The organism is Gimesia aquarii (genome assembly GCF_007748195.1).
Lineage (GTDB): Bacteria > Planctomycetota > Planctomycetia > Planctomycetales > Planctomycetaceae > Gimesia > Gimesia aquarii.
On record NZ_CP037920.1, the window covers coordinates 761,507 to 783,987 of the forward strand.

Genomic DNA, 22,481 nt, shown 5'->3' on the forward strand with positions numbered 1-22,481 from the left:
AAATTGTCAGGGAGTTATCCTACCCAAATCGGGCTGGACCAAGCCAATTGTCCGTTAGACTGTGTGACACGAACGTAATACCAATCCGTTGTCTGAGTGTCACTACGTTGATCTTGCCAACGAATTTGTGCCGAATATTCACTTTGTCCCACGAGTCGATGGAGAATATAACTTTCACTGGTAAAGACACCCGTAAACTCAACCACATTATCATCAATCAGATCTTGCAACCGGGCACTGATGGTTTCTTCATAAGGTTTGCGTACGTGCAAAGTGAGCGTTGTGTCCGCTGTCCCCTCAATTTCACAGACAATGGATTTAGTCGGGTCTTCGCCGTAGCATTTCACACGTGTCGTATTTGAATCTAGGCTTAGTTCTTGATTGGAGATGATTTTGAGCTTATCTCGTAATTTTTCACTGAACGGGGCTGACTGAAAGCAGGGAATAGCGCGAGTGAACTTTCCGTTATCAAGTTTAACAGTCATATCCCACAAACAGGTGCGGCCCATTGCCAGATCGGCCCAGGGGCCCCAGCCATATTGAATGCGGCATTTAACTTTACCTGGTAACATTGGTTTGTCACCTAAATGGTCTTCTGGAAAATGACGCTCAATGACTTGCCCATTGCGAATGAGTTCGATCATCGAAATCGCGTCTTCACCTTGGACACGCACATCAATCTGGCGGTCTGAAGTTGCTGGAATATCACTACCCATTGGTTGACCATTGAGCGAAACTTCCAAAGCGATTCGATCGCCGGTGGCGGCATAAGTTCTTCGAGCGCGGACTGCTTCCATAAGAGATTTAGAAGACAAGTCTTCTGCCCAGACTCCGACCACTCCTTCACCGTAGGCGCCAGGATATCCCAAGTGGTCATCAGTTGAAGCGACAAAACCGAACCGCATCCCTTTTTGCAACTGTGGAACAATCATATTCGACGCGGAACGACCGCCATTGCTGTGTCGAATCATCGGAAAAGGAGAGCGGTCTGTTTCCGTACACCCATGCTCTGAAAAAACTTCCACAACAGGAGAGGCTGAGGGACGATAGTGTTTGAAGTTCGCACCGCGCCAGCCGATCTTGTAACCTACATGATGTGGAATTGCCAGGGCATATTTGTCTTCTGCAAAGTCGAGTAGTTTTTCGACATGATTGGGTAAGAACAATTCGGGTTGGTCTTCGGGGAATATCATGCAGTAGTCACCAAATTGACTGGAATGCCACTCATAACCGAGAAAAGCAACGAATTGATCTGAGTTTGCATCCTGCATCAACTGACGAGTTTTCGACCAATGTTTGGAATGGACTTCAAATCCATTAACCCATTTCATGTGGCGGTCACCAGGCATCTTTGGCATATCGTGCCAGGATGCGTGTCCGGTGAATGCAAAAAAATCGAGATGCTCTTGAGCCAGATCAATGGAACGTTCCAGCGAGCCTTTGGCATACCCGACGGCATTATGATTATGTAAGTCACCCCAGAAGAGTTGGAACTGTTTTTTGTCTTCACCACCATACAACTCTGAATTGACACGAATCCCTGATAGGACTGTCGCTGCCATTGATTCGCCCAGAAATTTTCGTCGATTGATTTTTTGAGAATCCATGTTGACTTTCTTAGGTTCATTAAGACATAAATGAGTTCGAAAAAAGAGGGACAGGTTGATTGCCTGTCCCTCCGATCTTTTTCAACTGCTGGCTATTTCTTTCCAATACAGTAGAGCTTGTCTGTCATTTTCAGATAGATTTTGCCATCTGAGAAAATGGGAGTTGCCAAAGCAAAACCTTCGAGTGGATTTTCTGCTTCCACTTTGAACTGGTCTCCTTGGTCCAGAACAAAGGTCGTACCATCTTCTCTGGTAACATAAATATGACCATCGGCGAGAATCGGTGAAGAGCTAAACTTGTGACGGCTTCGAGGCAGACGGCCTCCCCAGATTTTTTTTCCGGTCTTGATATCAAAGCAGAGAACCTCACCTTTGTCTGCACAAATATAGAAACGGCCATTGATGGCGGCTGGTGTAGGGACATCCGAAAATTCCCCTTTTGCTTCATTGGTCCAGGCTACATTCGACTTTGTGATATCTCCCGTTCCACCTAACTTGATTCCTGTGATTGAGCCACCACGTGCATAAGGGGCAATCAGATAGCCATCGCTGACAACAGGAGAGGAAATAGAGCGAAAGTATTTATGCTGAGTGGGATTCAGGCCACCGACTCTCCAGATTTCTTTACCGGTCTGTGCATCATGAGCCGTCACATGGTCTGCTCCTAGGACATAAATGATTTCTTTACCATCACGGCTGACGACAACGGGAGTCGAATAACTCTGGTTGGCCTCTTCCGGAGCATTGAGGTTACGAGTTTGTTTCCAGACTTCTTTGCCAGTGGCTTTATCAAAAGCGACAAGATAAGAGTTATCGCTCTGCATGCAGGCAATGACGACCAAATCGTTTGTCAGAACAGGAGATGTTCCCAAGTCCCACCAAAGTGTGTCTTCCCCGTAAATCTTCTGCAGGTTTTTTTTCCAGAGGATTTTTCCATCACGATTAATACAGGCTAAGTCCCCACTTTTGAAGTAGGTAAAAAGGTAATCATCATCGACGGCCGGAGAAGGGCTACTACCACTTCCTTTTTTGTGTTTACCCGCTCGCTCTGTGCCGAAGTCAACATGCCATTTTTCCTTGCCGGAATTTTTATTTAGACAAATGACTCGGTTTTTTCCACCAGTGGTGGTTGTCAGGAACAGGTCGTCTCCCCAGATTACGGGCGTCGAACCACTGACTCCGGGAAAGTCGACTTCCCAGAGAATGTTTTTTAAACTATTCCAGGAAACAGGATATCCGTTTCCCTGAGCGACGCCATTTGAAGTCGGCCCCCGCCAACCAGGCCAGTTTCCGGCAATTGTGGTAGAAGCGATGAACAGAGTTAGAGTGGCTGCTGCCATTAAAGCTTTCATGTCGTTCCTCAGACTGTGTTAAACTTTGTTTGAGTTTGTATTGAGATTAAATTCATTGTTTGTGGATGGAAAACACTAATCGGTAAGAATCCTGATTATAGCATGAGCTGAAACCGGATTTCATTCAGAATCGAAGTATTTTTCTATGATCCAGCGAGGTTGATGTTGGTCTGGTTTGCGCTTTCGTCCTGTTAAATCAATGGTTTCCGACTTGGGATGGTCGGATGTGAGGGGTTGTTTGTCGTCTGTTTTCTGCTGCCAGGTTTTCAGTAACGCCAGCATGTTCTGAACACGTTTTTTCTCTCCTGGTCTTTGGGAGAGATCATGTAATTCGTACGGATCATTTTTAAGATCAAATAACTGTGTTTTATTGATTTGCGGATAGCGAATCAATTTCCAGCGATCGTCTCTGACAGCCCGCATTAAGTCTTCATAGGTAGTGAAGAGGGAATCGCGGACTCGGTCTGTATCCCTTCTCCAGATCGGAGCCAGGTCAGAACCTTCCACTCCTGCGGGAACGGGCGTGTGAGTTAAATTGCAAACTGTTGGGAAAATATCGTACAAATACACGAGTGCATCACTGGATTCGTTTTGGGGTATACCCGGTCCTGAAAAAATCAGCGGAGATTTCATGCTGTGTTCATACAAATTTTGTTTTCCAAGTAAACCATGACTACCGATCGCCAGTCCGTGATCGGATGAAAAAATGATGATTGTATTTTTATCGAAACCATTTTTTTTGATGACGTTCAGGATACGACCTATTTGCATATCCATATCGGTGATCATCCCATAATACTCTGCCAGTTGTTCCTGCACGATTTTGGGATTTCGAGGCCAACCGGTTAACGATTCGTCTCGACCTGTCATCCAACCATTATTAAAGGGATGTTGTGGCATGAAATTTTTTGGTAGTGGAGGGGGATTTTTTTTATAAGCTTTCATTGCCGCAGCAGGGGGCATTCGTGGATCATGGGGGGCTGTGAACGCAACGTACGCATAGAATGGTTTCTCTTTTGGATGCTGGTTCAAAAAGTCAACGGTCGCATCGACAAACAGCTCACTCGAAAATTTATCACCAGTGCGTTTGTTTTGAAACTGACCTTCTTTCAAGTCCATCACGGGAACTTTTAAATGGTTGGACATACCTCCAATGAAGGCAGCTGTTCCTGTTGTAAAACTTTTTTGAAACGAATCGCGGTGATTGTGCCATTTACCTGTTCCAAATGTAGTGTAACCCGACTGCTTCAATAGTTGCGGTAGGGTAATAACCCCTTTGAGATTCATGGGAACACGATAAAGCGAGCGTCCACTGTTGAGCATCGCTCGGCTGGGTTGGCAGACCGCGCCATGAATGGAACCCATACAAAACGCATTTCGAAAACTAAAACCGGTTCTGACAAGCTGATCCAGATTCGGAGTCTGAATGTGTGGGTTATCGTAAGCAGAAAGTGCATCAGCACGTTGATCATCGCTGAAGAGAAACAGAATATTTGGTCGCGACGGAGCCTTTGATTCTGCAGAAGCTCTGTTTGAGATGAGGAACAAACAAGATATAAACAAGAGAACCAAGAAAGCATTTCGGAGATGTGCAGTCATAGCGAGTATCCGGCAGGAATAGAGTGAAGGCATGGATGATGTATGAATTACTTTTATGTTACAGAAAAGTGAGACAATCTTCGAATCCTACCATGTTTCTTTGGCAAGATCCCGCGATTTATTATCTTCATTAATGAAATCAGTCGATTTTGAAGAAACGACGACCTTTAAGCTCAAAACGTGGTAATGCTCCGGGGGCAACTGTACTGACTTCTGCATGGAAATTGAGGCGATCTTTGATGGTATTGCTGACATCGGTAATAAGCTGACTTTGCTGTTCCTCACTAGTAAGAGTCCCAGTTGGTTCTAGTTCAATTTTCATGTGTTGCATCGCTCGTATCGTGTGGACTTCAATTCGATACTCCGCGATTTGATCGAATGTGCGGAGAATTGCTTCGAGGCTCGAAGGGAATACGTTGTTGCCGCGAATAATGACCATGTCATCTGCGCGGCCAAGAATGCCTCCTTTTAATCGTAGTAATGAGCGACCGGAAGGGCAGTCTGTCGTATCTTCGCAGACTAAGTCACCTGTGCGGTAACGAATCAAAGGCGAGCCGATTCGTCCCAGATTAGTGATGATTAACTCTCCTTGTTCCCCTTTTACAACTGGCTGTAAAGTTTCCGGATTCACGATCTCAGCAATACATTCAGTTTCGAGAATGTTTAAGCCTCCCGGATTTTCCAGAGGTTCAATACCGAGTGCACCAATTTCTGTCATTCCCCAATGATCGAAGACGCGCGCTCCCCAGGCTTGACCAATACGTAGCTTGGTCGCTTCAATGTTGCCCCCCGGTTCACCGGCGACAATTAAGGCACGCACACGACTCATTGCGAGATTGATGTTTTCTGATTCTGCCACTTCTGCCAACCGCAGAGCATAAGTGGGAGTACAGCAGATCGCGGTGATTTTGTTATCCAGAATCATTTGCAGTCTGGCTTCACTTCCCATGCCGCCACCTGCCAGACAAAAATGACCAAGTCGTGTGGCACCTTCAAAGGCAGCCCAAAAACCCACAAAAGGACCAAATGAGAATGGAAAAAATAACCGATCTTCTGGATAGAGTCCTACCATGCGATAAATTTGTGACCAGCATTCACCAAACCAATCCCAACTTGCCTTGGTATCGAGCCAACGCATCGGAGAACCTGTTGTTCCCGATGTTTGGTGCATGCGTGTGTATTTTTCTACAGGATAAGTCAGATTTGAGCCATAGGGTGAGTGGGCTAGATGATCTTCTACTAATTCCGTTTTGGTTGTAACCGGCAATTTTTGCAGATCGGATAAGTTTTGAATCGCGTCTACTGAAACTCCGGCAGCCTCCCACTTCTTGCTCCAGAAAGGATTCGTGGCAGAGACTTCTTTCAGAAGGCCTTGTAAGCGTTGCAGTTGGCGTGCTTCGATTACGTTGCGATTCTGGTTTTCCGGCAGGTTTTGTAGATCATTCATATAATTACTTGTTTGCTTCATTTAGAGGCATCAGGGAAGGTTATTTCATGGTATCTCTTATTCTGTCGCAACTTGAATGATTTTCCAACCTAAAGCCCTATCTACGAGAGAAATTATCATCTGGAAACGAGTATAGAACAATCGTCGGAAAGAGTTATTAAATAAAGAGTTATTAAAGTGAAACTATCTAACATGACCAATTCAACAACCACTCAAGTCATGAAATGTGGAGGACGATGATATCGATACAGTAGGCTGTCCTGATTAAAAAAAGAGATAGGGTTCAGATGAGAATCAGGATCACCTGAACATTGCCGACAACAACAGAACTGACATCCGGAGACGAGAGATTTATGGGAGCGGACGGTAGTAGTAAAGAGTTGAAACTTGGGTTCCTGGCCACGATTGAATGTGCGGATGGTGCATTGATTGGTGGTTTACTGGTCACCAATCATTTTGGCAGGCCATTAGAGTTTCAATGTACCACTCCTGTAAAACCGAACCGAACACAAGAAGTTTTATATGGTCCGACACTTGTTCCTTTTCTCGTTGGCGAGGTAATTGGCCAGACATTGGTACAAAAGATGAATGTCAAACCGAATTTGATTCTGGTTGAGCAAGATCAGGCGATGGAATTGCAAAAACACATTTCGATACCTGTGGCTATTTTGTCTGATGTGGAGCAAATCCTGGATGAGAATGCTTCTTTTATTATCGAAGAAGTAGGTAAGAACAAACTGCGGTTCGATGCCGGTCATCAAGCAGGGCGAGTCGTAATTGAGAATACCAGCAAAAAAATACCCGGTGATGCCGACCTTGGGGAACCTTTTGAGCGTGTGCGCGAAGCCTTGAATGAAGCTATCAGAATGGGTTCATCCCGTTGATCTGATATTCATGCTGGTATTGTGAATTGATTCAGAAGACGTTTGTTTCAGGTCAGGCGAGTACGTGGAAAATTCAGAAACAAAACCAAATAGCGGAAACCATCAGGACATTTTCGATCATTCTGGTGGTCCACATTTTTTACCGCAAACAGCGGTTTCTAATTCAGCCCTGATTTCTCAAACCGATAGGCATAATCTCAAGCAGCAGATTGGCTGCGAGTCGATGGCGTTAGCGGTATCGACTTCTGTTTTTGCTTCGGGAATGAATGGCGCGCTCACACGCAAATTCAAAGTGGAAACATCATCGGTTGACCTGCTTGAACCGGCAGGCATGATGCCTAAATGGAAGCCGACTCGTCCACGCGTCAAAACCTTTGGTATGACATTTCCTGACGGTTTAGAATTTATTCCTCCCAAAGAAGAAAAAGAATCCGAGTCGGAAATTAATCAAATCAAAGGGCCGACACCGACAGACTCCGAAAACATGGAAAGTAAAACAGCAACTAGGTTACAACCTCCGCCAAACGCATTGTCTCTAGAAGATCGACTCTTTTATCTGTTGCAGCCTCCATTAGAAACCTGGTTGGCGGGACAGGAATTGCTTATGCCGTTTGAACCATTTCCTTACCAGTATGAGGGGATAGCCTGGCTGTTTTCGCAAAAGTCTGCATTGCTTGCTGATGAAATGGGGCTCGGTAAAACGATGCAGACAATTACTGGAGTTCGTTTGTTATTGCGGAGCGGTCAGGTTCGACGGATTTTATTGCTCTGTCCTAAGCCACTGATTCCCAATTGGCAGCGTGAATTTAAATTTTGGGCTGAAGAACTACCCGTTACCATTGTACAAGGGGATTCGAATCGTCGTAAAATGATTTGGGAAATGCCTAATACACCAATCTTGATTGCCAATTATGAATCGATGACGCGCGACTTTGAGGCGATGGGGGAAGAAAACATACCCCGGTTCGACTTGGTCGTTCTTGATGAAGCGCAGAGAATTAAGAATCGCAACTCTCGAACTGCAGAGATTTCACGCTCTATACCTCGTAAACGGAGTTGGGCTCTCACAGGTACTCCCATTGAAAATCGACATGAAGAAATGTCATCTTTATTTGAATGGATGGAAGTCGTTCCGCCACGGGCAACTCCTGATTTGCGGCAGCTCCAGGTACTTTCCAAAGAGTTTATTTTGAGACGGACAAAAGATCTGGTGATGACCGACTTACCGCCCCGTCTGGATCGTCCTGCCTTCTTGGATTTGAATCCCGCCCAGCAAATTGCCTACGAGACAGCTGAAAAAGATGGCGTGATTCAGCTGAATGAGATGGGAGATTCGATTACCGTACAGCATGTCTTTGAGTTAGTGCTGCGTTTGAAGCAAATCACTAATTTCGATCCGGTAACAGGGGAAAGCTCAAAACTGGATCGACTGGAAGCCGACATGGAAGAGATTGCCTCTAGTGGTGGCAAAGCAATTTTATTCAGCCAATGGACAAAGCCTTTGGATTTCATGGCTGAACGGTTAGCGCGTTTTGGGACTCTTGTCTATCATGGTGGAATTCCTACAAAACAACGTGAGCCCATTCTCGATCAATTCAAGCACGATCCGAATTCCCATTTACTGTTGATGAGTTATGGAACAGGCGCTGTGGGTCTCAATTTACAGTTTGCCGGTTATGTATTTCTGTTCGACCGCTGGTGGAATCCAGCGATTGAGGATCAGGCAATTAACCGTGCCCATCGGATCGGTCAGAAAACGCAGGTAATCGTAACAAAATTCATCTGTAACAATACGATTGAAGAACGCATTGATCTGGTCTTGCAGCAGAAACGCGAGTTATTTCATTCCATATTGGGAGACGGAGATACGACTTGTGAATCGAGGAGCCTGACCGCAGCAGAAATCTTTGGGTTGTTTGATCTGAAGCAGAAAAAAGGGGATGTGACTAAGAAAATTGCTCCACAAATCCCACAAAAACCGGCTGCCTGAGATCGACTCTTGATATTATAGTTTCCTCATCAGTGGGCTGGATGTCATCGCACCCGTTTCATCAGTGACATTGATAAACCAGATTTTTGTGTTTCCAGGTGGCGCTTTGCCTGAGACTTTCCTCCCTTCAATTTTTAGTGGGATCGAATGCCACTTTCTTTCCGGGTTAGGACCATCATCGGTTGTGTATTGCAGAACTGCTGTTTTCACTGGGGCAGACTGAGACAATTCCGCTGATATTCTTTTGCCTTTCATCACGGGGCTCTGAACCAGCGGTAAGGCAGTCGTGTGGTTGAGTTTTTCATTGATGAACTTTGCAATCTCTTGAGGTGCCCAACCAGCTGGGTGGCTATGTCGCATATTGACTTCAATACGAATGTTACGCGGCGTAGATTCAGGAACGGCTTCATAACTTTTCTGGTAAGCACTCAACCAGTATGCGAAATCATTCGTGCCATTAACAAAAAAGATTGGCATTTGAACTGCAGGCAGATATTGCCCCGGATCATAGAGTTGCATCCAACGCTTGGCGTCTTTGGGGGAAAGTTTAGTGATCGATTTTTCAAAAACCGAGTGATTATCTAAGAAACCACACCCATAAACGGGGACAGCCGCCTCGAAGCGATTGTCAAGTCCCGCAACAACACAGGTTAGATAGCCACCCCATGAGATGCCCGTCACAGCCGTACGGTCTTGATCAACTTCAGCAAACGAGCAGATCAGTGAGTGTGCCAAAATGACATTGGCCGGTGCGTGATAACACCAGTGTTCTGAAATATCAGATTTGATAGCATCAAATTTTTCGACATGTGATTGATTTGGTCCACCCTCAGCAAGCCGTGTTCTATTTTTGCGATCATGTGGATTTTTACCCTCAACAGGCTGGAAACCAGCCAGATCCATGGCAATAGCTGCGTAACCTTTCTGGACCCATAGTTCGACCCACTCACGGAAGGCAGTTCCACCTCCGCCATGGATCAGGACGACGCTGGGAAAGCGAGGGGGATTCGTCGAGTCTATTTTGGGTAACTCGGGGGAGCCATAATAGGCAAATACTTTTGTCGGTTTTCCTCGATAATCTAAGCCCTGGTAAAGCAGTGATCTGACAGAAGAGTTCTGATCGACCCATTCAAATTTAGGTGCCTTGCTGAGTTCCTTCAAATCCCATGGAGTTGTTTTGGGCAGACGGGGATTGGGTTTGATTGGCTCAGCCGCTTGTAAGTGCCCAGTGGCAAGCAGAAAGAGAATGAAGAGACCCAGTAAAGACCTGATTAGTCGAACTGTATTCATCAAAATAACCACCGTAGTTCAAAGTATCAAATTTGGAGTGAACTGTGATTATCTGAAATGAAAACAGGGTTCGCAATAGAAGTAAGTAAGTCGGTTCTTACAAATTGTGTTTAGAAGAGAAGACGGTAGAGGGCAGAACAAAATATGATTGCAATCGTGATCACCGAACCAATAATACTGACACAGACAGCGGCAGTACCTGCTTTAAATGTATTTTGTGATTCTGCAGGTAAATGGTTTCCGAGCAACTTCCAGATCGATTTCAAAACTTGGTTAAACATTTGAGCGCACAATACGGTTGTCATTGCCAGAACAATAATCGCCCAGTGCGTTGCCGATAAACCTAGTAACATGGCACCGGCAATGACGGCGCTCCCGGTAAAGAAGTGTATGAAGAACGTGCTGTCCAGGCGGATTCCGAATGTGATACCACGTTCGGCGTCAACAAGACGTTGCCTCCATTCAGATCGTAATTTTGTTGTCACTTCGCGCGGTGCTGAGCCTGCACGGTGTTTTTTTACTATAGTATCCTGAGATTTGATCACCGTCGAAATTCCTGTTATTGAGTATTATTACCAAGTAACGAAGAAAAATCAGCTGGCCCCGCGCCGAAGTTCCCAAAACGTGGCATGATGGTTAAACCGATGCCGGCATTGCCCGTACTTTGATCATAAGTCATTCCAAGGCTCATGAGAAAGTCGGCTCCCGTTCTAGTGAGCGAGAGGGTTTGTCCGCGGTTAATGTTTTCTCCTAAATCATAGGCAGTGCTGATCCCGGCACTCCACTTTTGACTCATGACATAATTCAGAGAGGCAGATAGAATTTGACTATCTAGACCGCCGCCTCCTTTAATTTGTTGCAAAGCAACATTGACGGACAAGCGATTCGTACGTTGGCTGGTCAAAGAAACATCCCAAAGTTGTTGGCCTCCATCGAACAAATCATAGTAGGCGTTCGCTGCTAATGTGGTGCGGTCACCAAGAAACCATTGATAATGTCCTCCGAGTAAACCGATATCTTCGCCAAAGTTATCGCGTTGGGCATCGGGAAAATAGGATGCTTCCAGATCAAGCGTCATCCAGTCTTTGATTCGCATTCGATCAGGAGGGCCTGTTTTAGTTTGCAGGCGATGTCGCCAGGCCATTCTCAATACTTGTTGGTCATCGACTAATTCATAGTAAGGATCAGTTACACCGCGGCCAGCACCTGTTCGGACAGCATAGAATCGAGGATCAAACTGGGGTGGTAATGTCCCTCCAAAGGTATTGATTACCAGTCTTTGACGAAAGCGCTCCTGAGCGTTGTCATCAAATTCATTGTATTGAGCAATGTTCGTCAGGTCTTCACTTGAATTACTGAATGAGTAGTCCCCTTCCAGTGACATCTTATGGGCTAGTCCGTTAAGATTAAAAAATGAGCTGTAGACATCTGGGAAAATGCGTTCAAATAAGATGCTACCTCGCAATCCCGCAGAGCCATAAAGTCGATCGATTTTTTGTTGTTGTAGACCTTCTTCCCAATACGCGGCCTCACCCATGACGTAGGGCACCAGTTTAATCGGACCCAGATTGAAGGGGGCTTCAAGTTGATGTCGAGTCATTGCGACTACACCTTGAGAATCGGCAATAAAAGGCAGTGGTGTGAATACGTCTTCAGTAGGATTATAAGGTGGGGCGCCAGGCTTTAGTTTTCCATAACCGATCGAAGAGTGTGAAGTCCAGCTCAACAGATTTCCGAACAAAGGCTCCCCGAGTAAATAAAGGTCACCTTTAGGAAGCCAGTCTGTAGTATTGGTAAAATCATTCAATCTGGTCCTACCTATGATTGACCAGGACCAGTTTTCCTGTTGCTGCTTGAGATGTAGCAGCGTTTCGATATCTTTGTCGTTGTCGAATTCTGTTTCAAAATATTGTTCCAGAAAGTTTCGATCAGAGAGCAGACCACCTTCTGCGATCAGTGTGACTCCAAAGGGAGAATCCTGTCTGTGTCTATGGTTGAGAAAGTAACGATCTTTTGTAGAAGGAATGAGTGCTCTGCGATCCAGACCCAGGTTATCTGTACCACTGTCATGTATGTAAAACAATTCTCCATTACCATTGAAAATATTATCAAACCCCAGCAGGTTTTCCCCTGCATAACTTCCCGCTTGTCCTATGCCAATACCGCGAATTGAATAGTAATCGAGCTGCCCTTCCCACTTTGTTCCCGGTCGACGTTCGAGGCCAAGCAGCTTGTACATATCCCATTGACTTTCAATCTGAAATCCAAAGATACGATCGTTTCCAGGCCGCAAACCGATAATCGGGAAGTAAATGTCTTCAGCCGGACTCGTGATGTAAGGCAGATAAAATAGCGGAATATTTTTTATACGGAATGTATTATTAGAACTGGAGAGCCAGGCGCGTTTGTGGGGAACGGGTTGACCTGTGAGGGGGTCAAGTTCGTTCGAGCCTGCACCGAGCCAGGGAGTTGTATACCGATCTTCAATAAAGATATCGGATGATTGAATGCGATAGCCGGGCTTTCCAAATTGACTTCCTGTGGCCCAGCCATTTTGAGCCAGATAAGCACCTTTCGATAACTGACGGATATGGCTCGCTCGAATTCGGATCTCTTCTCCCAATTCAGGAACATGAGTCTTGAGTTCTGCGTCTAGCAAAACCCCTCTCTCTTCGCGCGCGTCATAAAAGGCACGGTTTGCTTTGAGATAGTAAGTACCTTGACGAATTTCAATATTGCCTTCGAGATAGATTTCGAAGGGAGTTTCTTTTGACTGACGGATCTCAGAATTAAAGTTTTGTGTATTACGTCCATCAGTCCAAATGATGATGCGATCTGCTGACATATCAACCATCCCCACACCGTCGATACCATCAATTAAAAGGTTCACTCCACCTGTAATGACCCAGATCTGCTCAGGAGGAACGGTATGAGTAGAGGGAAAACTTTGGACGTTGTACGGGACAGCGCTGCGTGGAAATAGTCGAATTCTTCGAAAGTTAACCTTGAGTTCAGGTGCAGGAACGGTGTTTAATTCTGGTCCTTCAAGTGGAGGTTTTTCAACAATAAATTGCGCACGTTTCAACTGATGATCATGTGGAGTACCACGACGTTGGATGGCTCGTTTCAATAAAGGGTCATCCTGAGAGGCTGTGATTGTGGATGAACGCCTTATATCTGCCTTTACACCTTTTTGGGTAACCAGATTAACCAGCAAACTGTTTTCGTTCTTTGACTCTCCCGGAAGGTCAACACGAACTTCTCCCTCAAGATAGATCGAAACACGATTGGTTTTTCTGGTTTTTCGATGCCAGATGACCATTTGCCGTGCTCTGAGAACGGCCTCTCCCTGTTTGATAAGACAGTTGCCTTTCAGAATCGAGACTTCTACAAAATCTTTCTCCCATCGTTGGGAGTATTCAGCAGAGATTTCAATGGGAGCCTCTTCGGGGGGGACATATTCTGATTCTTCATAAGAGGCTTTGGGGGCACCGAAAAAACTTGTTTGAGCAGGCGCAATCGTGACTAGGCCGCCAAGCATTGTTAATATAACAACAGCTTGCCAGATCGTGTGCGAAACATAGCGAGAGACGGGATTGATCTCGCCCGACACGGGCACTCCTGAAACGAAAAACCGGGTAGGTCTATCTTCTGATGAAGGGGATAGTCTGAATTGAATCCCCACTATCATCGAAAGGACAAAAAACAGGGGGGAACGGATCGAGGTCAGAAGACACTAACTTCGTCTGCTGTACCAAGATAAATGGGCGCGGATTATAGGGCGTTTTCTTAAAGAGTGTCAATAACAGTTAGCGAGTCAAATCAATGTCTGAATGCGTGATAAAGTGCTACTCTATCTATTGTTATGACGATCATTTTGAGAGGCTTTGCTTGGTCTGGCGAATTTGAAAAATCGAACGATTTGAGACCAGCCATATATGCTTAACAAAGCAATTGCCGGAACAAGTGGAGCACGCATTCTCATGTTGGTCCAATAGAAGAGATGGACGAGAGTAAAACTAAATATCAGCAAAACTAGTGGTGCCCATTTTTTTTCTTTATTCCATATTACCATGAAGAGACCACCGAAACAGCCAATGAGAACCAGAGAATAATATCCGGCAATGATCCAGTTGATGAGAGGCTTGGCGGTTAAGGTAGAATGTGTAAGTGGAGAGACATTCCAAAAACGTTTGAATCGAAGAATACAAGACTGTACAAATTGCTCAGGTTGTTTGGAAATATTTTGTTTTGCGCGCTGGTACATCCAACGGTCTCGTTCCTGCTCTGATTTGATTGCTGGCACTTGTTGAGTGATTTGCTCATCCAGACTTTTTTGCCAGGTGTGTAAACTTTTACCAGACCAGACCGTTCCCCATGGTTTTTGAACAACCTCTTGATAGAAGACCGGATTATTTCCCAGTAAAAGTGTGTAACCGCCATGAGTTGTCGTCAGTATGGGAGAGTGGAAGACTACGAGGTTCCGTATCAACCAGGGAGAGACTGCGAGTATGATACCCAGTGTGAGATAGGTTATCTGCTCTGATTTCTGCTTTACAGATGATTGGATTTTAACAATGTGGAATCGTTGTAGAAGAGAACTCGTTAATCGAGCGGCGATCCAGACACCGAAAAAAGCCAGATAAGTGGGGCGGCAGAGGATCGCTGACCCCCAGATAATACCTGCCCAGAAGGAAATGGGAACTGGCAACTTTGTACCTGTTGGAGACTTTTCTGCTGAGAAGCTGGAGATCAGAAAGTACAGCAGTAGGATCGATAGGAATGAGGCAAGTACCTCAGTCATGGCATATGCTGTATATTGCAGCAGAACAGGGTCGGTAGTGACAATCCCAGCAGCGAATATTCCACCCACTTCCATTTGTAGACATTTTGCTGTTCGCCAGGTCAACCAGACAGTAAGTATTCCCAGAATGATTTGAGCGATACCAATGCCAACAGGTACCGCTCTGAGATAATAAATTACCGCAAGCAAACAGGGATAAAGTGGAGGGCGAAACGCTGTCGGCTGAATCTCGTTTGTTTCTGTACTCATACTGGATGAATAACCATGCCCAGTTGCCAAATTATGGGCGATCGCAAGATAGGCGTCCCGGTCCTGCTGTAACTGATCAGTCTGTAAATAGACGAGAGCCACACGCAGGCTACCCGCGAGAATGAGAACCAGCAGTATTGCTAAATAGCGACTTCTAGTTTGTGTCACAGAAACGTATCCGTAGAGTCCAGAAAGGGAAGACTTTTAAAGTATGCAGGTCTGGGAGAGAAGAAACAAGGGGAGGCTCCAGATGGTTTTTGACTTTGACAGATAGAAAAAAATGTCCCCTTGGTAAAAAAAGTCCGCTTAGAGATGAAATCATGTATTCTCTGCGATATAGTCCGTCATGAGTCTATGAATCAGTAATGGAGGACAGAACGCATTTCTCCATCGTAATAACGGGCTAAAATTTTGATTAATTTGCCTTGCAGGCAGTAGGATGTGGTCTTTCCTTATGAGTAGTCACCCGCGGCGATGGCTTGAATCATTGGTAGATCGTCTCTACAACCTGCGCTGGGGCTTACTTTTAATCTCTTTGATCTTGACAGGCGTCGCTATTTTCCCGGCCTCTCAACTTACCTTCGAACAATCAATCGAGTCTCTCTACGCCGAGGATGACCAGCACTTGCTGGACTATCTGGAGAGTAAATCATTATTCGGAGGCGATGAATTTATCTTTGTTGCCTATTCAACGCCTGATTTATTAGAACCGGAAGGCCTGCTAGAAGTTCGGCGTTATGCTAAAGAACTAAGCAAGATACCGGGTGTAAATACTGAAGTCTCTCAAAATCTGGCAGACGCACTTTCCCCCCCTAAGTTAAACTTTTTTCTTCGTGCCCTGATTCGTCGAAAAAGAGATGAACTAACGGAATTATTTCGGGGTGTTCTCATCGGCGATGACAATCAGACAACGGCCATTGTTTTGCGTTTATTACCGGAGAGTGAATCTCCGGTCTCCCGTGCAAAAACTTTTCAAATGATTCGCAAGATGGCGAATGCTCATACGCCCGTGGCTTACGTTGTCGGTGAACCCATTCAGGTGCACGATATGTTTCGCTATGTGGAGGAAGATGGCGAAATCCTTTTTAAAGTCTCCCTTGGTCTATTGGCATTGGTTTTGTTTCTTTTGTTTCGACGTTTGCGCTGGGTGATGTTACCTTTACTGGTTGTAATCTGTTCCATTTTGTGGACTGAGGCACTTTTAGTTTTAGGTCATTTCCAGTTGAGTATGGTTAGTTCCATGCTCAATTCTCTGGTTACTATTATTGGGATCGCGACGGTAGCACATGTTGCTGTTCATTTTCAGGAATTACAACGTAGCAATATCTCACGGCCACGAGCGATTCGACAGACGATGGTGGAGTTGTTACCAGCAATTTTTTGGACTTGTGCTACTACAGCGGCTGGTTTCGCTTCATTGCTTTCAAGTGAAATTGCACCTGTCAGAAGTTTTGGAATCATGATGGCCATCGGAACAATGATGGTGCTCCTCGCAGCGATCGTTTTGTTACCGGGAGGAATATCCTTAGGTCATCTAAGTGCACCTCTTAAACATTCCTCTGAACGTGGTCTGGAGCGATTACTGAAGAAAGTTTGTATTGGTACCGAGCATTATCCAAAAACACTATTGGGAATTGCTTCTCTGTTCGTCGTACTGGCGGGCGGGGGATTTTATCGTTTGCAGATTGAAACTGATTTCAGCAAAAACTTTCGAGAGTCAAGTGATATCGTGCAGGCACTCGATTTTGTCGAGACACGATTAGGAGGCGCTTCGACCTGGGAAGTCAATTTTCCGGCACCATCTAAGCTGGATGAAGCTTTTTTAGAGCGTGTACGAGCCTTAGCAGAAGATCTGAAAAAGGTAAATCATCCAGACAAAAAACAGTTAACCAAAGTGATTTCGATTACTGATACACTTGACTTTGTACCAAAAAATCCTTTTGCCTCTGACCCAGTAAAATCTAAACTGGACCAACTCAAAAAATTACAGCCCGATTTTGAAAGCAGTCTTTATAATCCCGAAAAAGGAAGAATGCGACTCGTGTTGCGGGCCTTAGAACGCCAGTCTGCTGAGGAAAAGTTATCCTTGATTCACAAAGTCGATACTCTCGCTAAAAAACATTTTCCCGGTTCTGAAGTCAAACAGCCGGCTAATGATTCAAAGACAAAACCTGCAGAATCAGGTAAAGCGGCCGGAATTTTTATACTACTGGCTTATCTGATTGACAGTCTGTTGAAAGATCAGTTATTCAGCTTTCTGTTAGCTGGTGCCAGTATTCTGACAATGATGACGATTGCATTTCGCAGCTTGAAAATAGGTATGATTTCCATGGTTCCGAACTTGTTCCCCATCGTATTAGTAGTGGGGGCAATGGGCTGGTTTGGATTGCCCTTAAATATTGGTACAGCGATGATCGCCAGCGTCTCAATGGGGCTCACAACCGATTCCAGTATTCACTTTATTACAGGCTTTCTAAGAGAACGTTCGCGTGGTGCATCAATTACAGATGCTTTGCGGCGAACTCATAAGAGTGTCGGTCGGGCGATTATCTTTGCGACATGCGCGCTGGTAGCCGGGTTTAGTGTGCTCACTCTGTCACATTTCATTCCACTGATCTATTTTGGTGCGCTGGTTAGCGTTGCCATGATCGGTGGTATGTTTGGTTCCCTGATTTTATTACCTATTTTATTACGGCTGTTTTATTCTGATCACTTAGAATCAGCTGCGTAGTGGCAATGGTTTGTACTTTCGTTGGTCCATACCAACGTATCGTGACAAAGGCTGAAAAAGGTGATTATTTTCTGATTGCTCAATGATATGAGCGACCCATCCTGCCAGGCGGGAAACGGTAAAGATTGGCATAAATAGTTCTGGTTCAAATCCAAGGTAATGCAGCAGACGGCTGGCATGCCACTCAATTCGTGGATGAACTTTCTGAACTTTCAACATGATTTCTTCGATCGTATCTGCTGCTGATTCCATTTCTTTCTGTCCCAGCGCATCTGCCAATTGCCAGCAGTACTCTTTGAGAACAGCTGAACGGGGATCTCTTGGTTTGTGGTGCGACGCTTGAAATCCGAGCACTCTTTTGCCTTTGGCAATTTCCTGACAGACCCATTCTTCAGGGTTGCCCGAAAAAATCGATTCTTGCAAGGCATCCAGAACTCCTGCTCCCGAACTACAATGCAATAGTCCATTGATCGAACCAATGGCAGAACAGACTGCTGAATAGAGGGGGCTACCGGTTGAAGCGACTACACGCGCTGCAAAAGTAGAAGGAGCTAATCCATAATCAGCATAGGTAATCAAAGCAGCATTAAATGCTTCTTCTTCCAGTTGAGACGGTTCTTCACCCTTCAACATGTACCAGAAGCTGCCGGCATAAGAATGATGAAAATTCGGTTCAACCGGATTTAAGTTATGTACCTGGTGATATCGGTAAGAGATTAGTTGTGGCAACATTGCTAAAAGATATTGTGCATTGGCGACCTCAGACATGAAAACGCCATATTCCATTTGGGGATCGAAGTGTGACAATAAACTGATGCCGGTTCGAATCACTTCCATCATCTCTATATGGGGAGGGATGGCCTGAATAGCGGCGATAACGGGCTTGGGTAAATTGCCTGTTTCAATCAGCAACGTTTGAAAGTCGGCTAATTGCTCATGGCTGGGGAGCTCACCTTGTAAGAGAAGATAGGTGACTTCAATAAAAGAAGCTTCCTTAGCCAACTCTTCAATGGGATAACCCCGATAAGTTAAGCCATCTTGAACTTGAGAAATCTCAGTTTCTGTGGCAATGATCCCAGATAAACCGGGGCGATAAGGGTGACGTTCCATGTCTCAAGCCTTCCGCTCTTCCTGAATACGTGTATAATAGGCAGTCCATTCGCTCTCATTGTATCTGATTTTCAAAAGAGAATCGACATCCCTTGTAGTGCCATTTTGGGAAGATTAGAGAAATAAATCATAGGTGTCTTTTTCGACTTGACGTGCCTCTCTTTGTCTCTGTCGATACGAAATCATAAATTCAAGAATCGTCATTATTTGAGATAAGCCGACCAGCACCTGAGTCGAGTAATTTTTTCGCGGTATCAACACCGATTTTCCTGGCATCTGCTAATGAACCCGAGGCAGAGGCAGTGATTCGTTCCTGGCCATCACCACTGAGGACGACTGCCTCCAGTTGGAGCTGATCTTCTTCGAGTTGAGAAAGACATCCAATCGGGGCATGGCAGCCAGCTCTTAAGAAGGAAAGCAAGCTGCGTTCCGCTGTTGTAGCTGCTTTTGTCGGTTGATGAGAGATTTCGTTGAGAAGCAAACCGGTTTCCTCGTCATCTTCACGGCATTCTATTCCCAGTGCACCTTGTCCAACCGCAGGATAAACCTCAGGTGGAGTCAACAGAAGTGATACACGCTGATCCAATAACTCCAGGCGAACCATGCCGGCTTCAGCTAGGCAGAGTGCATCGTATTCACCTGCATCAAGTTTTTTAAGCCGCGTTTCGACATTCCCTCGGACTTCCTGCATCTGTAGATCAGTTCGTTGATTCAGCAACTGTACCCGTCGACGTAAACTGCCGGTTCCAATTCTGGCATTGGGAGGGAGTTCAGACACACCGTTGAGAGGCTCAGAGTCCTGCGGAAAGATCAGGACGTCATACAGAGGGCCTCGTTCTGGAATACCAGCGAGTTGCAATCCTGCTGCCTGTTCAGTAGGAAGGTCCTTCAAACTATGTACGGCTAGATCGGCTCGGCCATCTAAAACGGCTTTCTGGACTTCTCTCGTAAAAACACCCACCCCTCCAAACTCAGACAAAGGAGAAGTCAGGTTACGGTCTCCTTCTGATGTAATGTGAACAATTTCAATGGGGCGTTTGCTGGAATGTTTTTTTAGCAAGTCTGCAATATAATGTGCCTGCCAGAGCGCGAGGCGGCTGGCACGGGTTGCGATTCGCAGAGGACGTTGTTGAGACGTCTGGTTCATTGATGACTTTCTAACTACTTGAAGATCTCTGAATAGGCCTTATTTAAACATCTGCTGATCAAACATACGAACTGTTTTTTCTTACTAACTAAGTACCATGGTTTGCTGACTGATCAATTTGAGTGTGGTGGATTTTCCGGGTCCTCTGTTTGATCAGTCGAAGGCTCTTCTGAGTTTGTTTTATCTGTGGCAGGTTCACTTTCGAGAGTGGGAGTTTGGGGAGTTGCTTCCGGTGGTACAATCTGAACTTTAAATCCGGCCAGCTTTCCGTCTCCTAACAGCCGTTTTCCCAACTCCTCGCGCAGTAGTTCATCGGTCACTTTTTGTTGGGGAGGTACAAGTACACCACAGGAAAGGCAAAACTGAAACGCTTGGTCGACAGTGATATTCAAGTCGACAACTTCACTTTTCGGGATGCTCATCGTATATCCGGTCACCGGCATGGGAGAAGTCGGAATGAGAATCGCTACCAGTGGTTCTCCCGCAGTAACTGTCATTTCCAGCATACTGTCACCCGTAACAAATCCCAAAGACCAGATCCCTCGCCGGGGATACTCCACCGCCACTACGCGGCTATAGTCCACAGTTCGTTCGTTGAAAAAAAAGTCTGTTACTTGTTTAACTGAGGAATACACATTACTGACCACTGGCAATCGTGCGAGTATTCCTTTTTCAAATTTGATGACCATCCATGAACCGATGCGAGCTGTGACAAAACGTCCCAGAAAATACAAGGCGATAATTGTTAAAATGACTGCAACGGCACTCAGATTAAACAGGCTTTTGAACCAACGAGTGGTTGCCAGTTCCATATACAGACCCATTGCAGTGGTGGGCATTTCCGAGGCGCGAATTCGTTTTGCTACTTCGCGGTAGTCCTCATAAGGTACTGCTCGATCTCCAAATGGAACCCAGGCATAATCGATCACCATGTTACGAGTTACAGCACCAGGACCGGAATTTTTTTCTATGGTCTGGAACTCTTTGGCATGTTTTTTACTAATGAGATAATCTGTTCGACAGTATTCGAGAGGTGGCAGGTTCTCTACTTGAACAAAATTATCTCTGGGCTCGGAAGTATCAGTGAAGTAAGCAATACAATAGCGAACTGTAGTCGTTGTCGGAGAAATTATATAATCGTTTACAATCCCCGCGACCCAGATCACAATGACCAGTGTCAGAATAGGAGGCAGGCTAATAGCCAGTCCGCGTACAAAAAAATGGTGCTTAGGCCTGATTTTTTGGGCCTCCGACTTATTGTTTTGGTTCTCATCCGCGGGAGGTTGAGTTGTACTCGAATTCATCGAAGTACTTGCCTTAATTATTGTATCCACCAAAACGGCTGCCGTCTTGTGTGGAGAATTTTTATTCTGAACTGTCTACTCAAACACCCGGTGCCCTGGCAATCACTGCAACATTAATTTCTTTCGCACCTGCATCTAGCAGCACGCGAGTCACAGCGTTCGCAGTTGAACCAGTAGTCATGACATCATCAACTAGCAAGATTGTCTTCCCAACTACCTGTTTTTTTCTGCGAATTTCAAATGCGTTTCTTAAGTTTTTTCTTCTATTTGAAGGAGTCAGACTGGCCTGTGCGACAGTCCGTTTCCGTTTTGCGAGTATATTCCCAGAGTATTTTGCTTGCAAGCGGTGTGAGAGCACCTCTGCAATGATACTAGCTGGATTATGAGCGCGGTGTAAGCGTGCCGTCCAATACAGGGGAACCGGAATGATCAAATCGGTAGCGAGTTTCTCGAACGTCTGTTGATTTCGGTAATATAATAGATTACCCAGATCACCTCCTAAATGGGCCCCGTGGTTTTGTTTCAACTTTAAGATAAATTCACGTAGAGAGCCCTGATATTTCCCCAGAGCTATCGCACGTGAAAATAAAAAACGTTCATTTTTACAGTAACTGCAGCCTTGCGAAGTATCCAGGTACGGACCTGCAGGGGCACCACATCGATCACAGGCCTGTTCTATTTGTGGAGCAATTCGTTCGATCTGTTCACCACAGTCCGATCCAGAACAAATCTTTGCGTTTCCACAGAGAGAGCAACGAGGAGGGTAGATAAAGTTTCTCCCGGTTTGCAGCCAGTGTATTGACTGGCTTTGAATCTGTTGAATCCCCAAATATTTCATGATTTAACAGAGCCACCCCTAGGATCACGTGTTAATTTCGATATCCTCACATATTATGTCAGCACGAACGGGAAATACAGACACAATGTCCGAGGTAGAATCCTTTTCTTAAAACAATCGCGTTTGTCA

15 protein-coding genes are annotated in these 22,481 nt (G+C 45.4%); 3 read left to right on the forward strand and 12 right to left on the reverse strand.

Going from position 1 to position 22,481, the window contains the following annotated elements; genetic code table 11:
* Positions 1-14: 14 nt before the first annotated feature.
* From V144x_RS03165 to V144x_RS03180, 4 genes are all read right to left on the reverse strand, one after another.
* Positions 15-1,607 carry a PHP domain-containing protein gene (locus V144x_RS03165; protein ID WP_144981264.1) on the reverse strand — a complete coding sequence of 531 codons (1,593 nt, stop codon included), beginning with the start codon at positions 1,605-1,607 and terminating at the stop codon, positions 15-17.
* Between the two features lie 92 nt (positions 1,608-1,699).
* Positions 1,700-2,959: an outer membrane protein assembly factor BamB family protein gene (locus tag V144x_RS03170; RefSeq protein ID WP_144981267.1), complete on the reverse strand. Its 1,260-nt coding sequence runs from the start codon at positions 2,957-2,959 to the stop codon at positions 1,700-1,702.
* A gap of 120 nt (positions 2,960-3,079) precedes the next feature.
* Positions 3,080-4,558 (reverse strand): sulfatase-like hydrolase/transferase, encoded by a 1,479-nt coding sequence (locus V144x_RS03175; protein ID WP_144981270.1) that lies wholly within the window; start codon positions 4,556-4,558, stop codon positions 3,080-3,082.
* A gap of 139 nt (positions 4,559-4,697) precedes the next feature.
* Complete coding sequence (locus V144x_RS03180; protein ID WP_232102698.1) at positions 4,698-6,026, reverse strand: phenylacetate--CoA ligase family protein; 1,329 nt, start codon at positions 6,024-6,026, stop codon at positions 4,698-4,700.
* Between the two features lie 290 nt (positions 6,027-6,316).
* On the opposite strand from V144x_RS03180, the gene V144x_RS03185 reads away from it, so the two are divergent.
* Positions 6,317-6,889, forward strand: coding sequence for a hypothetical protein (locus tag V144x_RS03185; RefSeq protein WP_144981272.1), 573 nt, complete (start codon positions 6,317-6,319; stop codon positions 6,887-6,889).
* Between the two features lie 64 nt (positions 6,890-6,953).
* Complete coding sequence (locus tag V144x_RS03190) at positions 6,954-8,879, forward strand: DEAD/DEAH box helicase (protein ID WP_144981275.1); 1,926 nt, start codon at positions 6,954-6,956, stop codon at positions 8,877-8,879.
* A gap of 15 nt (positions 8,880-8,894) precedes the next feature.
* Here V144x_RS03190 and V144x_RS03195 read toward each other — a convergent pair whose 3' ends face one another.
* From V144x_RS03195 to V144x_RS03210, 4 genes are all read right to left on the reverse strand, one after another.
* Positions 8,895-10,169, reverse strand: a complete 1,275-nt coding sequence (locus tag V144x_RS03195; protein WP_144981278.1) for an alpha/beta hydrolase family protein — start codon at positions 10,167-10,169, stop codon at positions 8,895-8,897.
* A 110-nt stretch (positions 10,170-10,279) separates the two neighbouring features.
* Positions 10,280-10,714 carry a diacylglycerol kinase gene (locus V144x_RS03200; RefSeq protein ID WP_197998732.1) on the reverse strand — a complete coding sequence of 145 codons (435 nt, stop codon included), beginning with the start codon at positions 10,712-10,714 and terminating at the stop codon, positions 10,280-10,282.
* 14 nt (positions 10,715-10,728) lie between these two features.
* A complete protein-coding gene (locus V144x_RS03205) occupies positions 10,729-13,782 on the reverse strand; it encodes an LPS-assembly protein LptD (protein WP_144981284.1) in 3,054 nt (1,017 codons plus the stop codon).
* A 240-nt stretch (positions 13,783-14,022) separates the two neighbouring features.
* Entirely contained in the window at positions 14,023-15,390 is a 1,368-nt protein-coding gene (locus V144x_RS03210; RefSeq protein ID WP_144981287.1) for a glycosyltransferase family protein, read from the reverse strand.
* A gap of 271 nt (positions 15,391-15,661) precedes the next feature.
* On the opposite strand from V144x_RS03210, the gene V144x_RS03215 reads away from it, so the two are divergent.
* Positions 15,662-17,953 (forward strand): efflux RND transporter permease subunit, encoded by a 2,292-nt coding sequence (locus tag V144x_RS03215; RefSeq protein WP_232102699.1) that lies wholly within the window; start codon positions 15,662-15,664, stop codon positions 17,951-17,953.
* On the opposite strand, the gene V144x_RS03220 is transcribed toward V144x_RS03215, so the two are convergent.
* From V144x_RS03220 to V144x_RS03235, 4 genes are all read right to left on the reverse strand, one after another.
* The gene (locus V144x_RS03220; protein WP_144981290.1) at positions 17,942-19,063 is read right to left on the reverse strand and encodes a citrate/2-methylcitrate synthase; all 1,122 of its coding nucleotides are present in this window, start codon (positions 19,061-19,063) and stop codon (positions 17,942-17,944) included. The genes V144x_RS03215 and V144x_RS03220 overlap by 12 nt on opposite strands.
* 190 nt (positions 19,064-19,253) lie before the next feature.
* A complete protein-coding gene (gene hemC / locus V144x_RS03225) occupies positions 19,254-20,210 on the reverse strand; it encodes a hydroxymethylbilane synthase (RefSeq protein ID WP_144981293.1) in 957 nt (318 codons plus the stop codon).
* A gap of 113 nt (positions 20,211-20,323) precedes the next feature.
* Positions 20,324-21,514: a DUF502 domain-containing protein gene (locus tag V144x_RS03230; RefSeq protein ID WP_144981296.1), complete on the reverse strand. Its 1,191-nt coding sequence runs from the start codon at positions 21,512-21,514 to the stop codon at positions 20,324-20,326.
* A gap of 79 nt (positions 21,515-21,593) precedes the next feature.
* A complete protein-coding gene (locus tag V144x_RS03235; protein WP_144981299.1) occupies positions 21,594-22,352 on the reverse strand; it encodes a ComF family protein in 759 nt (252 codons plus the stop codon).
* Positions 22,353-22,481 lie beyond the last annotated feature (129 nt).

Bases quoted from the DNA above. Each gene is read 5' to 3' on its own strand.
- V144x_RS03215 (WP_232102699.1), top strand. From the start codon at position 15,662: ATGTGGTCTTTCCTTATGAGTAGTCACCCGCGGCGATGGCTTGAATCA.
- V144x_RS03195 (WP_144981278.1), bottom strand. From the start codon at position 10,169: ATGAATACAGTTCGACTAATCAGGTCTTTACTGGGTCTCTTCATTCTC.
- hemC (WP_144981293.1), bottom strand. From the start codon at position 20,210: ATGAACCAGACGTCTCAACAACGTCCTCTGCGAATCGCAACCCGTGCC.
- V144x_RS03235 (WP_144981299.1), bottom strand. From the start codon at position 22,352: ATGAAATATTTGGGGATTCAACAGATTCAAAGCCAGTCAATACACTGG.
- V144x_RS03165 (WP_144981264.1), bottom strand. From the start codon at position 1,607: ATGGATTCTCAAAAAATCAATCGACGAAAATTTCTGGGCGAATCAATG.
- V144x_RS03220 (WP_144981290.1), bottom strand. From the start codon at position 19,063: ATGGAACGTCACCCTTATCGCCCCGGTTTATCTGGGATCATTGCCACA.
- V144x_RS03180 (WP_232102698.1), bottom strand. From the start codon at position 6,026: ATGAAGCAAACAAGTAATTATATGAATGATCTACAAAACCTGCCGGAA.
- V144x_RS03170 (WP_144981267.1), bottom strand. From the start codon at position 2,959: ATGAAAGCTTTAATGGCAGCAGCCACTCTAACTCTGTTCATCGCTTCT.
- V144x_RS03175 (WP_144981270.1), bottom strand. From the start codon at position 4,558: ATGACTGCACATCTCCGAAATGCTTTCTTGGTTCTCTTGTTTATATCT.
- V144x_RS03230 (WP_144981296.1), bottom strand. From the start codon at position 21,514: ATGAATTCGAGTACAACTCAACCTCCCGCGGATGAGAACCAAAACAAT.